Below are 11,778 nucleotides of genomic sequence, written 5' to 3'. Positions count from 1 at the left end.
CCCGAGTGGCCCCCGCGCCCTTCCCGGACGCGCGCGTGGTGAGCGTGAACCCCGCGGCCCTGCGGCTGCTGGGGTTGGACGCGGAAGAAGCCGCGCGCCCGGAGTTCGCGCGCGTGTTCGGCGGAGCCACGCCGCTGCCCGGCATGGAGCCGCTGGCCATGGTCTACGCCGGGCACCAGTTCGGCGTGTACGTGCCGCGCCTGGGGGACGGCCGCGCGCTGCTCCTGGGCGAGGTGCGCGCTCCGGACGGCGGCAAGTGGGACCTGCACCTGAAGGGCGGCGGTCCCACGCCCTTCTCGCGCGGCGGTGACGGAAGAGCGGTGCTGCGCTCCACCGTGCGCGAGTACCTGGCCGGCGAGGCCCTGCACGCGCTGGGCATCCCCACCACCCGCGCCCTGTGCATCCTGGGCAGCAGTACGCCGGTGTACCGCGAGGACGTGGAGACCGGCGCCATGCTGGTGCGCCTGGCCCCGTCGCACGTGCGCTTCGGCACCTTCGAGTACTTCCACCACACGGAGCAGCCGGGCCACGTGGCCACGCTCGCGGACCACGTCATCGCGGGGCACTTCCCGCAGTTCGTGGGCCAGGAGGGCAGATACGCGCGCTTCTTCGCGGAGGTGGTGGAGCGCACCGCGCAGCTCGTGGCGCGGTGGCAGGCGGTGGGCTTCGCGCACGGCGTGATGAACACCGACAACATGTCCATCCTGGGGCTCACGCTGGACTACGGGCCCTACGGGTTCCTGGACGACTTCGACCCCGGCTTCATCTGCAACCACTCCGACCCCCAGGGCCGCTACGCGTTCGACCAGCAGCCCCGCGTCGCGCTGTGGAACCTGGCCTGTCTGGGTGAAGCACTGCTCACGCTCATCACCGAGGACGAAGCGCGCGCCACGTTGACGCTCTTCCAGTCCCTCTTCGCCCGCCACTTCCTCACGCGCATGCGGGAGAAGCTGGGCCTGATGGAGGCGCGCGACGAGGACCGTGAGCTCGTGCAGGAGCTGTTCGGGCTGATGGCCGGCTCGCACGTGGACTACACGCGCTTCTTCCGCGCGCTGAACCGGTTCGACTCCAGCGAGGGCGCGCGCAACGACGCCTTGCGCGACCACTTCCTGCCGCCGGAGGGCTTCGACGCGTGGGCCGTGCGCTACCGCGAGCGGTTGGAGGCGGAAGGCAGCGTGGACGGCGAACGCCAGGCGCGCCTGGACCGCGTGAATCCCAAGTACGTCCTGCGCAACTGGGTGGCGCAGCAGGCCATCGCCCGCGCGCAGGCGGGGGACTTCTCGGAGGTGGACCGTGTGCTCGCGCTGGTGTCCGCGCCCTTCGACGAACATCCTGGCCAGGAGGCCTACGCGGAAGCCCCGCCCACGTGGGGACGGCACCTCGTGGTCAGCTGCAGCTCCTGACGCACGGGCACAACGGGTCGCCGGACAGGGGGGCAGGCGGGCAGGCGCACGCGGGAAGGAATCCCGGCGGTGCGGTGCCTAGCTTGGAAGGCATGATTGAACCTCCCGCTCCGCCTCGCATCGTGTTCCGTGCCCTGGGTCCCGGCCTCGTCGGCGCCGCCGCGCTGACACTGGTGCACGAGAGCGCCCGGCGTGTGTTGAAGCATCCGCCGCGCATGGACGTGCTGGGCATGCGCTCCCTGGAGAAGGGCATCCGCTTCTTCGGTGGCGAGCCCGCGAAGGGGCGTCAACTGCACCGTCAGACATTGGCGGGAGACCTGCTGTCCAACGGCCTCTTCTTCTCGCTGGTGGCGCTGGGACGCCCCAAGCGTCCCTACTTGCGCGGCGCGATGCTGGGCCTGCTCGCCGGCCTGGGCGCGGTGGTGCTCCCCCCGAAGCTGGGGCTGGGCCGGGCACCCTCGCAGGCCCGCCCGTCCACGTCGCTGCTCACCGTGGCCTGGTACACGCTGGGAGGCCTGGCCGCGGCCCGCGCGACGCGGAAGCTGGTGGCGCGTCGTGAGTCAGCGCTGCCCCTGGGCCGGCCCCTGCATTAGCGGGCAGTGACTGGAAGTCATTGCATGCGGTGGACTACAAGTCCTCCGCGATGCATCAGATTGACGTCCCTTCGGGGGAGCTGAACGAGTTCGACCTGCCACCGGTCTGCGTCGTCACCGGGGAGCGGCAGGGCGTGGTCTTCAAGCCGGTGAAGTTCTCCTGGTATCCGCGCTGGATTGGCTTCCTGTTCCTCCTCAACGTGCTCATCGCCATCATCGTCGCGTCCGCGATGACGAAGCGGGTGAAGGGGACCCTGCCCTTCACGGAAGAGGCATGGAGCCGGTGGAGGCGCGGGCAGATCCTCACCAGTATCTCGGCCGTGACCGCGTTGGCGCTGCTCGTCACGGCGATTGCCCTGCTGGTGGCCGAGGAGCCCCTGCCGCTGGGCCTGGTCGTCCTCGCGCTGGGCGTGGCCGTCCCGTTGCTGACCTGGATCTTCTTCGCGCGCGGCCGGGGACCGCAGGTGCTGCGCATCGACAAGGACGCCATCGCGCTCGCCATTCCCAACGCCGACGCCGCGCGGACCATCATGGATTACTTCGTGGCCGGGCTGCGTCCCGCGGCGTGGGCCGAGGACGGACAGGACGCGGAGGGCACTCCGGTCCGCGCCATCTGCGCGCGGCACGACGATATCGTCGCGAGTGGCGTGTGCCCCCGCTGCGGCGCGTTCATGTGCCCCCGGTGTGAGAACCGCACCCGCGAACAGGCCTCGCCGCTGTGCCCGGGCTGCTGGGAGCTGCGAGCCCGCTCCATCAAGAAGGCCCCGGAGTCCTTCTTCACGGCGCCGAACGTGGGCCTGCAGTTGGGGCTCGTGTCGCTCATCCCCTTCTGCTTCATCGTCCAGCCCGTGTCGCTGGTGCTCAACATCGTGAACCTGGTGAAGGCCCGGCGCGAGGGCGGGTCCCAGCGCGACCAGCGCAAGGCCATCGCCAGCCTCATCCTCACGGGACTGGGCACGGTCCTGACCGTCGCGCTGTACATCCTGGGCTCCCAGCCCTGACGGGAGCCCGGGCCAGGGTTGGCGAGTGAAACTCCGGTCCAGGGGGGCACTTGCCGGAGGCGGAAGGGCGACCCCAGCCTGAGGGTCCATGGCCACCGACTTCACCCGCCTGCCCCTGCGCGGCGAACAGGATGCGTTGCACGTCGTCGTCGAATCGCCCCGCGGTTCGACGGTGAAGCTCAAATACGACTCGAAGCTCCAGGCCTTCACGCTGTCCCGGCCGCTCACGCGCGGCTTCCGCTACCCGTTCGACTGGGGCTTCATCCCCAGCACGAAGGGCCCGGACGGGGACCCGCTGGACGCGCTGGTGTACTGGGACGTGCCCACCTGGCCCGGCGTGGTGCTGCCCTGCCGGGCGCTGGGCGTGCTCCAGGTGGACCAGAAGAAGAAGAATGGGAAGGAGGGCGAGCGCGAGCGCAATGACCGCCTGCTGCTCGTGCCGGTGAACGCCATCCGTTCGGACCACCTCAATTCCTATCAGGACCTGTCCCAGCGCGAGCGCGAGGAGCTGGAGCACTTCTTCCTCGCGGTGGTGCACTTCGCGGACAAGGACGCGCGCATCCTCGGCTGGGGCGGCCCGGACGCCGCCGAGCACATGGTCCAGCAGTACACCCTCAAGGAGGACTGACGCGCCATGCCCCCTCCTACTCCCATCCGGGGCCTGGGCCCCGACACCGCGCTGGGCGACGCCGCCCGCCGCATCCTCGCCGGCCGGCTCGCCGACGTGCGCCATCCGGAGAGCCAGCTGGACGGAGAGCTGGACGAGGACGGCGTGCACGACATGCGCGTGGCCACCCGCCGCCTGCGCGCCGCGCTCCAGGTGTTCCAGGCCACCGGCAAGCTCGCCCGGCTGGAGGCGGACGTGAAGCGCCTCCAGGACGCGCTGGGCGACGTGAGGGACCTGCACGTCCAGGACAAGTGGCTGGACACCGCCGCGAAGGACACGAAGGACGCGGGCAAGGCCCTGAAGGACCTGCGCCAGTCCCACCTGTCCGGCCTGAAGGACAAGGAGAAGACACTGCGCGCGGAGCTGGAGCGCTGGACGGAGCGCACCGTGCCGCGCCTCTTGAAGAAGCTGGACTCGCTGGAGGACACCCACCGCTTCGCCGGCAAGCGCGTGCGAAGCCACCTGCGCCAGCGCCTGCGCCGCGTGGAGAAGCGCCTGGAGCGCTACGCGGACGCGCCCGACGCCGCGTCCGCGCACGCCCTGCGCAAGGACCTGAAGAAGCTGCGCTACGAATTGGAGATCTTCCAGCCCGCCTTCCGCCGCACCGTGGGCGCGCTGCTGGAGGTCCTGGTGCCCCTGCAGGACGGCCTGGGAGAGCTGCACGACGCGGACGTGCGCCTGGAGCTCTTCGAGCGCGCCGCCGCGGAGGCCCCGCCCGGCCAGCGAAAGGCCGCGCGAAAGCTGCTGCCCCAGGCCCGGGACGAGCGCGCGGAGCGCTCTGCGGAAATCGCCCGCGAGGTGCAGCGCTGGCACGCGGAGGCCATTCCCAAACGGCTGCGCAAGGCATTGACCTGACGCACCCGGAGGCGCTTCTCCTGTCAGGTCGCTCTGATAGACCCTGGACCGTCCCGTCCCCAGGTGACGCAGGGGGCGAACCCCACCTGCCTGCCGGAGATCCGCTCCGTGGACGTGGGCTACGTCTCCCAGCCCGTCACGCCCTGACGGCGGCTTCCACTTCCGCACACCCGCCGCCCTGGTCCCCTGGTGTGGGGGCCGGGGCGTTCCTACATCCCTGCTGGATGTGATCCGCCCTGTGCCCGGGTCGGAGGGCAGGCAACCCTCCCTTCAGGGCACCCGGAAGAAGTGTCGGAACCCCCCGCTGTAAAAACTGCCGGGTTCCGCCCTAAGCATTGAAGCTCTTTCGCGCAACGGCCTGGAATCATTGAGGTTGCCCGTCGGCTGGCATTGGCCCGTGCGTTGCTAAAGGTCTCCCCGTCGCAGCAAACGGCGGTCACACACCCCGCCCTCTTCCCCGAGAGACCCCCATGCAAGCCTCCAGCTCCTTCTCTTCCGCTGACTCGCTCTCCACGTACCTCTCGGAGATCAACCAGTACCCGCTGCTCAACCCGCAGGACGAGCAGTCGCTGTCGCGCGCCTTCCGCGCGGGCGACCTGTCGGCGGGCCACCGGCTGGTGACGAGCAACCTGCGCTTCGTGGTGAAGGTCGCCTACGAGTACCGCTCCTACGGCCTGAAGATGTCCGACCTCATCCAGGAGGCGAACATCGGCCTGATGAAGGCGGTGCAGAAGTTCGACCCGGAGAAGGGCATCCGCCTCATCTCCTACGCGGTGTGGTGGATCCGCGCGTACATCCAGAACTACGTGCTCCGCAACTGGAGCCTGGTGAAGCTGGGCACCACGCAGGCGCAGCGCCGGCTGTTCTTCAGCCTGGCCCGCACGCGCCGCGAGCTGGAGAAGCTGGGCGCTGGCGAGGGTGGCCACATCGTCAACGCGGATGAGATCGCCAAGAAGCTGAACGTGAAGCCCGCGGAAGTGCGTGAGATGGAGCAGCGCATGGGCGGCCGGGACCTGTCCCTGGACGCGCCGGTGGGCGAGGACGGCGACGCCACGCACCTGGACTTCGTGGAGTCGGAGGCCGCCTCCCACGCGGACGAGGTCGCCGACCGGCAGCAGGCGGGCCTCACCCGCACGCTGGTGCAGCGCGCGCTGATGCGCCTGGATCCGCGCGAGCGCTTCATCATCGAGCAGCGCGTGATGAGCGACTCCGAGATGACCCTGAGCGAGCTGGGCGAGCACTTCGGCTTCTCCCGCGAGCGCGCCCGCCAGCTGGAGATCCGCGCCAAGGACAAGCTGAAGGCGGAGCTGGCGAACCTGATGGCCGAGGCCGGCCTGGACCAGGCCGAGCTGGCCGCGTAACGCGGTAAGAGGCAACGCCTTCAAGGCTGCGACAGTTCACGGCCCCGGACCCTCGCGTTGGGAAGCGCGAAGGCACGGGGCCGTGGCATGTCCGGCGTCAGGGGCTAGCGGGGCACGCCGGGCGAGGACTCGCCGCTCTCCGGCGCTGCGGGCGTGGCCGGCTGCGCGCGGGACGTGGCGTCGATGCGCAGGGCCTGCGGCTCGCCGCTGCTCGCGTCCGTGCGGTAGGAGGCCCGGACCTGCGCGCCCTCCTGGATGTCCGCCGCGCTCGCGGCCCGGCCGTCCACCTGCACCTGCGTGCTGGGGCCCACCTTCAGGCGCAGCTGCGGCTCGCCGGCCTGGCTCACCAGCACCTCCTGGGCGCTGGCGCTCAGCACGTCACCGGAGATCTGCTGCTCCTGCTGCACGGCCTGGGTGTTCTGGGCGGGGGCGGCCTGCGAGTTCCGGGCGATGGCGGCCTGCTGCGTGGCGGCGTTCTGGTTCGCGGCCTGCTGCTGCTGGGCGCTCTGCTGGGCGAGCTGCTGGTTCGCGGAAGCGCTCTCGTTGGAGGCCTGCTGCTGCTGGGTGGCGAAGTTCTGCTGCGCCCGGCGCTGGGCCTCCAGCGCGCTGGCCTGGGCCTGCTGGGCCACGGACTGGGCCTGCTGGGTGCGCGCCTGGGCCTGCTGCTGGGTGGACTGGGCCTCCTGGGCCTCCTTCTGGGCCTTGGCCTGGGCCTCCTGGAGCTCCTGCTGCTTGCGCTGCACGTCCTCCTGGGCGCGGGCGGCCTCGCGCTGCTCGCTGGAGGCCTGCTTCTGCGCGTCGCGCGCGTCGTCGAAGGCCTTCTCCGACTGGGCCTGGGCCTGCTCTACCTGATGTTCGGGGGTGTTCTCCGCCTTGTCCTGGCGAGAGCGGTCCTGGTCCTGGCAGGCGGTGGTGCCCACCAGCAGTGCGGCGACTCCGGCACCCAGCCATGCTGCGCGCGATTTCATGGGGTTCTCCTGTCAAAGGGATGACAGGGCAAAGATGGCGAGGGCTCGCGAGGCGCCAAGCCATGGCACCGCGAGCGCCCGCCCGTCCGCCCGCCCTGCGGCAGGCGCTCACTTTGGGGCTACCGCGTCCGGAAGAATGGCGATAAGGGGCGCCCCCCCATGCGCGCCTGCGGACTCGACTTCGGAACCAGCAATACCGCCCTGGCCCTGCCGGACGGCACCGTGCTGCCGCTGCAGCCTCACACCCCGGAGCCCCGGCTGTTCCGCTCCGTGCTCTTCTTCGCGGAGGACGAGCGGGAGGTCTTCACGGGCGCGGACGCCATCCAGCGCTACCTGGAGGACAACAACGGCCGGTTCATCCAGTCCGTGAAGTCCTTCCTGCACAGCTCGTCCTTCCGGGCGACGCAGGTGAAGGGCCGCACGTTCACCATCGAGGACCTGGTGGCCATCCTCCTGCGCCGCGTGCGCGAGGCGGCGGGAGCCCACCTGGGCGAGGCGCCGGACGCGGTGGTGCTGGGCCGGCCCGCGGTCTTCACTCCGGATGCGGAGGCGGACGCGCTGGCGGAGAAGCGTCTTCGCAAGGCGGCGGAGCTGGCGGGCTTCACGCACGTGCAGTTCCTGATTGAGCCCATCGCGGCGGCGCTCGCGTACGAGGCGCGGCTTGAGAAGGACGAACTGGTGCTGGTGGCGGACTTCGGCGCCGGCACGACGGACCTGACGCTGATGCGGCTGGGCCCGTCGCGCAGGGGGAACCTGGACCGGCGGCCGGACGTGGTGGGCTCCACGGGTGTGCGCATCGGTGGTGACCGCTTCGACGCGGAGATCATGCGGCACAAGCTGTTGCCGCGCTTCGGGGCGGGGTCCACGTACAAGGTGAAGGGCTTCAGCCACAAGCGGCTGCCCATTCCGCAGCACGTGCTGGCGAAGCTGCTCAACTGGCACGAGATGTCCTTCATCCGGGAGAAGTCCACGCAGGAGCTGCTGGAGGTGATGCTCGACACGAGCGACCACCCGGCGGAGATCCAGGCGCTCTACGACCTGGTGATGGACAACCTGGGCTACCGGCTGTTCCGGTCGATTGAAGCGGCGAAGGTGAAGCTGTCCAGCGAGGAGCAGGCGACCATCGACTTCGACGAGGCGCGCATCCACCTGCACGAGCCGATGACGCGCGGGGAGTTCGAGACGGCGAGCCGCACGTTGCTGGATGAACTGTCGCAGTGCACGGAAGGGCTGTTGGCGAAGCACCCGGAGGCCAGGGACATTGACGCGGTCTTCCTGACGGGAGGTTCGTCGCAGATTCCGGCGGTGCGGGAGCTGTACGTGAAGCGCTTCGGAGAGGAGCGCGTGCGTACGGCGGACGCCTTCACCTCCGTGGCGGAGGGCCTGGGCCGCGCGTCCGCGTGGCTGACGGGGTGAACCATGGCGGGACAGGCGGCACGGCGACGGTGGCTTCAGGCCGCGGTCGTGCTGTCACTGTCCACGGCATGTGTCGGGCCCACGGACCGGACCGTGGTCACGGGGCGGATCCTTCCGAGACAGATCCGCTTCGTGACCATCGTCGAACCGGAGCCAGGCGAGGCCGGTGGCTGGCGGGCAGCCTGCATCCACATCCGGATCTCCCGGGACAACACCGGTGAATCCATCCTGTGCAGGTTCGGAATTGAAACGCCCTTTCACAGCTTCGAGGGCCCCGTTTCCACGCCACTGGCCCAGCGAATCACGGCGGACCGAATCAACGAGGCCACGCAAGCCATCTTCAGCGCCGCCACGTTGGAGTCCCCCCTGGGAATGCTCTGCGAGTCGTTGAAGGCCACGTTGCGAACGACTGTCCCTGCGTCCATCTCAGGCTCGAAGGTCCCGTCCGAGTGTCACAAGCGGGCCCTCCCCGTGCAGTTCGGTGATTTCAACCTTTGATGCCGGAGCCTGAGCGCCATGCCTCCCAGCACGGAGCAACTGTTGGCCATCGCCAGGCACTATTGGCCTGCGTCGGTCTCCGACGCGGATGAGCCCGGTCCCGAACTGACCCGACTCTTCAAACGCTTCGACGAGGCGCTTCAAGACCTGGGCCCATGGCGTGGGTTTCTCGGCCAGCTGCGGACGCTGTTTCCAGAAGGGTCGGTAGGAGACGGCACGGGCCCCACGCGGTGCAGCTTCCGCTGCATCGTCTATCCCGCGAAGGGCGTTCCCATGCCGCCCATCCCCTGGGCGGTCGTGGGCTGCATGAGCGTCCTGGCCCCGGTCTTCACCGTGTACGGCATCACGTTCGAATACGAGGGGCGCAAGCGCCGTGCGGCCCGGCTTCACCTGACGCCGCTGCCCGGAGCCATGCAGGAAACGGCACGCGTCGTCGCCCGGGAGCTGGAGGCCCGCTTCCACGTCACCGAGCTGCCCCGAGAGGTGGCCGCGACCCCTGTTCCGGTCATCGTCGACTGGACCCAGCCGCCCAGGACCACCCTGTTCGACGCGCTCTTCGACAGCGACCCGACGAACATTCCGTGATGCGTGAGGACGAGTGAAGCCGACTACAGGGCCCCGGCACCGCCGGGAGCCCTTCCAGAAGTCCTGCATCAACTTCTGAAGGCATCGGGAGGGCATTCGGCTCCGTTCCCACACTGCGCCGCAGGATCCGGCCGTCCAGGCTGACCGCGTAGCACGCGCCGGTGTCCACGCCAATGAAGGTGTCTCCACAGGCGTCCGGGGAGTTCGAGACGGCGAGCCGCACGTTGCTGGATGAACTGTCGCAGTGCACGGAAGGGCTGTTGGCGAAGCACCCGGAGGCCAGGGACATTGACGCGGTCTTCCTGACGGGAGGTTCGTCGCAGATTCCGGCGGTGCGGGAGCTGTACGTGAAGCGCTTCGGAGAGGAGCGCGTGCGCACGGCGGACGCCTTCACCTCCGTGGCGGAGAGCCTGGACCGCGCGTCCGCGTGGCTGACGGGGTGAACCATGGCGGGACAGGCGGTACGGCGACGGTGGCTTCAGGCCGCGGTCGTGCTGTCCCTGTCCACGGCATGTGTCGGGCCCACGGACCGGACGGTCGTCACGGGGCGGATCCTTCCGAGGCAGATCCGCTTCGTGACGCTCCGGGAAGCAACTCCAGGGGAAGAAGGCGGTCAGCGCTCCGCCTGCATCCACATCCGGATTACCCGCGCCAACACAAGCGAGTCCGTGCTGTGCAGGTTCGGCGTTGAAACGCCCCTGCGAACCCATGAAGGCGTCATCACCCTACCGCTGGCTCAGCGCATCGCGGCGGACCGTATCAACGAGGCCTCCCAGGCGGTCTTCAGCTCCGCCACCCCCGACTCGCCGCTCGGAGTGCTTTGTGAGTTGATGAAGGCGCAGCTGCGAAGGACCTTCGAGGCGTCCCTTGCCGGAGCCCGATTCAGGGCGCAATGCGATGAGCGGGCGCCTCCGGTGCTGTTCGGGAACGTGAACCTCTGACGCTGGAGCCCTCGCGCCATGCCACCCAGCACGAATGAACTGCTGACCCTCGTTCGCCACTACTGGCCTGCTTCGTACGAGGAGTCCCTGGACGACGCCCATCCTGAGCTCAAGCGTCGCCGAGAGCGTTGGGCGCAGGTGCTACAGGAGAACGAGCGCTGGGATGACTTCCGGAGGCAGCTGGGCATGCGTCTTCCAGACTTCACCCTGGCGGAAGCCAGCACGACCTCCCAGGCCTCCTTGCGCTGCGCGGTTTATCCCGCGAAGGGAATCCCCATGCAGCCCGTGCCCTGGGTACTCGTGGGCTGCCTGAGCATCCTGGCGCCGGTCTACACGGTGTATGGAATTACGTTCGACTATGAGGGACGCAAGCGCGGCAAGGCCCACCTGCACCTGCCGCCCCTGCCCGTGGCCATGAGCGACACCGCGCGCATCATCGCCCGGGAACTCGAGGCCCATTTCCACGTCACGGCGCTCCCGCCCGAAGTCGCGGCCCTTCCCGTCCCCGTCGCCGTGGAGTGGACGCGTCCACCCCAGACCACCCTGTTCGACGCGCTCTTCGACAGCGACCCGACGAACATTCCGTGAGCGCCCTCAGAGCCCCACGTCCACCGTGCGCGTCGTCCAGTCCGTGCCGCCGCGGCCGTCGCGGGCCACCACCCAGACGGTGATGCGCTCGGGGGTCGCGGCCGTCGTGTACGTCGTCGTCGGGTCGCCGGGCTTGCCGTCCACCGGCTCCAGCGAACGGAACGCGCCCACCTCGCCCTCGCCTGTCGCGAACCAGCTGTAGAAGACCTGCTCCGTCTTCGTCCCGTCCTCCGTGGCGTAGGCCTCCTCGCTGCCTTCGCCCAGCACCGGCGTGAACGTCACCTCCGTGTCCAGCGGCAGCGGCCCCACCAGCGGCGCGTCGTTCCACAGCACGTCCTGCATCACCGGGTTCTGGTTGGGCGCGTCCGTCGAACGCAGCGTGATGCGCCGCACGCCCCGCTCCACCCCCTCCGGCGTCCCGCTGCCATCCGTCGCCTCGTAGCCCACGAACAGCGGCAGCCCCACCCGCAGCGCCTCCTGCACCGCCGGGTCGTTGAAGTCGAACGTGCCGCCGTCCCCGCCCCCCGTGTTGCCCGTGGCCTTCTGGAACGACTCGATGAGCAGCGCCTGCACCGCCGGGTCGCTCAGCGACAGCACTCCGTTTGGCAGCGCCACCCCGCTGTCCCCCGGACACGCCGTGTCCCCGTAGGGGTTCACGTCCGCCCGGCACAGCGCGTACGTCACCGTCACCGGCCGCGCGTCCGGCGTCACCGCCAGCGCGGTGAACGTCACCGGCGGCGGCAGCGTGGAGGCGTTGGGGTCCAACGCCAGCTCCGGCGGCTCCGCCTTGATGGCCAGCACCCGCACGCTGCGAATCTCACTCTGCGCATCGAAGTCGGCGCCACCGCACGCGCTCAACCCCAGCAAGGCAATGGCACACAAGAGGACGGGCGTGCGCATGG

At 69.7% G+C, this 11,778-nt stretch carries 12 protein-coding genes and 1 pseudogene; 11 read left to right on the top strand and 2 right to left on the bottom strand.

All coding sequences use genetic code 11. From position 1 onward, the window contains the following. From D7W79_RS00830 to D7W79_RS00805, 6 genes are all read left to right on the top strand, one after another. On the top strand, positions 1 to 1,403 hold a 1,403-nt coding region (locus D7W79_RS00830; RefSeq protein WP_120523406.1), incomplete at its 5' end, for a protein adenylyltransferase SelO. A 92-nt stretch (positions 1,404 to 1,495) separates the two neighbouring features. Further along, complete coding sequence (locus tag D7W79_RS00825) at positions 1,496 to 1,996, top strand: hypothetical protein (RefSeq protein ID WP_120523401.1); 501 nt, start codon at positions 1,496 to 1,498, stop codon at positions 1,994 to 1,996. Between the two features lie 29 nt (positions 1,997 to 2,025). Further along, positions 2,026 to 2,997, top strand: a complete 972-nt coding sequence (locus D7W79_RS00820) for a hypothetical protein (protein ID WP_147441749.1) — start codon at positions 2,026 to 2,028, stop codon at positions 2,995 to 2,997. An 88-nt stretch (positions 2,998 to 3,085) separates the two neighbouring features. Next, on the top strand, positions 3,086 to 3,625 hold the full coding sequence (locus D7W79_RS00815) for an inorganic diphosphatase (RefSeq protein WP_120523399.1): 540 nt from the start codon (positions 3,086 to 3,088) through the stop codon (positions 3,623 to 3,625). Positions 3,626 to 3,631: 6 nt separating this feature from the next. Beyond that, positions 3,632 to 4,519 (top strand): CHAD domain-containing protein, encoded by an 888-nt coding sequence (locus D7W79_RS00810; protein WP_120523398.1) that lies wholly within the window; start codon positions 3,632 to 3,634, stop codon positions 4,517 to 4,519. A gap of 470 nt (positions 4,520 to 4,989) precedes the next feature. After that, on the top strand, positions 4,990 to 5,880 hold the full coding sequence (locus tag D7W79_RS00805; protein WP_120523397.1) for an RNA polymerase factor sigma-32: 891 nt from the start codon (positions 4,990 to 4,992) through the stop codon (positions 5,878 to 5,880). A 104-nt stretch (positions 5,881 to 5,984) separates the two neighbouring features. Here the strand turns inward: D7W79_RS00805 and D7W79_RS00800 are convergent, their stop codons facing one another. After that, positions 5,985 to 6,848, bottom strand: coding sequence for a hypothetical protein (locus D7W79_RS00800; protein WP_120523396.1), 864 nt, complete (start codon positions 6,846 to 6,848; stop codon positions 5,985 to 5,987). Between the two features lie 159 nt (positions 6,849 to 7,007). On the opposite strand from D7W79_RS00800, the gene D7W79_RS00795 reads away from it, so the two are divergent. The 5 genes and pseudogenes from D7W79_RS00795 to D7W79_RS00770 all read left to right on the top strand — a co-directional run bounded on the left by D7W79_RS00795 (position 7,008) and on the right by D7W79_RS00770 (position 10,876). Continuing rightward, positions 7,008 to 8,264, top strand: a complete 1,257-nt coding sequence (locus tag D7W79_RS00795; RefSeq protein ID WP_120523395.1) for an Hsp70 family protein — start codon at positions 7,008 to 7,010, stop codon at positions 8,262 to 8,264. A gap of 516 nt (positions 8,265 to 8,780) precedes the next feature. Next, positions 8,781 to 9,347 (top strand): hypothetical protein, encoded by a 567-nt coding sequence (locus D7W79_RS00785; RefSeq protein ID WP_120523394.1) that lies wholly within the window; start codon positions 8,781 to 8,783, stop codon positions 9,345 to 9,347. A gap of 200 nt (positions 9,348 to 9,547) precedes the next feature. After that, positions 9,548 to 9,790 (top strand): annotated as a pseudogene (locus tag D7W79_RS00780) (Hsp70 family protein); the annotation flags it as partial. A 132-nt stretch (positions 9,791 to 9,922) separates the two neighbouring features. Then, complete coding sequence (locus tag D7W79_RS00775; protein WP_244221534.1) at positions 9,923 to 10,288, top strand: hypothetical protein; 366 nt, start codon at positions 9,923 to 9,925, stop codon at positions 10,286 to 10,288. A gap of 18 nt (positions 10,289 to 10,306) precedes the next feature. Continuing rightward, complete coding sequence (locus D7W79_RS00770) at positions 10,307 to 10,876, top strand: hypothetical protein (protein WP_120523393.1); 570 nt, start codon at positions 10,307 to 10,309, stop codon at positions 10,874 to 10,876. 6 nt (positions 10,877 to 10,882) lie between these two features. Here the strand turns inward: D7W79_RS00770 and D7W79_RS00765 are convergent, their stop codons facing one another. Continuing rightward, entirely contained in the window at positions 10,883 to 11,776 is an 894-nt protein-coding gene (locus tag D7W79_RS00765; RefSeq protein WP_120523392.1) for a hypothetical protein, read from the bottom strand. Positions 11,777 to 11,778 lie beyond the last annotated feature (2 nt).

Origin of the sequence: Corallococcus exercitus, from assembly GCF_003611585.1 — a bacterium.
GTDB classification, from domain to species: domain Bacteria; phylum Myxococcota; class Myxococcia; order Myxococcales; family Myxococcaceae; genus Corallococcus; species Corallococcus exercitus.
This window is presented reverse-complemented; position numbering and strand designations above follow the sequence as displayed.

Bases quoted from the DNA above. Each gene is read 5' to 3' on its own strand.
- D7W79_RS00825 (WP_120523401.1), top strand. From the start codon at position 1,496: ATGATTGAACCTCCCGCTCCGCCTCGCATCGTGTTCCGTGCCCTGGGT.
- D7W79_RS00815 (WP_120523399.1), top strand. From the start codon at position 3,086: ATGGCCACCGACTTCACCCGCCTGCCCCTGCGCGGCGAACAGGATGCG.
- D7W79_RS00810 (WP_120523398.1), top strand. From the start codon at position 3,632: ATGCCCCCTCCTACTCCCATCCGGGGCCTGGGCCCCGACACCGCGCTG.
- D7W79_RS00805 (WP_120523397.1), top strand. From the start codon at position 4,990: ATGCAAGCCTCCAGCTCCTTCTCTTCCGCTGACTCGCTCTCCACGTAC.
- D7W79_RS00800 (WP_120523396.1), bottom strand. From the start codon at position 6,848: ATGAAATCGCGCGCAGCATGGCTGGGTGCCGGAGTCGCCGCACTGCTG.
- D7W79_RS00795 (WP_120523395.1), top strand. From the start codon at position 7,008: ATGCGCGCCTGCGGACTCGACTTCGGAACCAGCAATACCGCCCTGGCC.
- D7W79_RS00785 (WP_120523394.1), top strand. From the start codon at position 8,781: ATGCCTCCCAGCACGGAGCAACTGTTGGCCATCGCCAGGCACTATTGG.
- D7W79_RS00770 (WP_120523393.1), top strand. From the start codon at position 10,307: ATGCCACCCAGCACGAATGAACTGCTGACCCTCGTTCGCCACTACTGG.
- D7W79_RS00765 (WP_120523392.1), bottom strand. From the start codon at position 11,776: ATGCGCACGCCCGTCCTCTTGTGTGCCATTGCCTTGCTGGGGTTGAGC.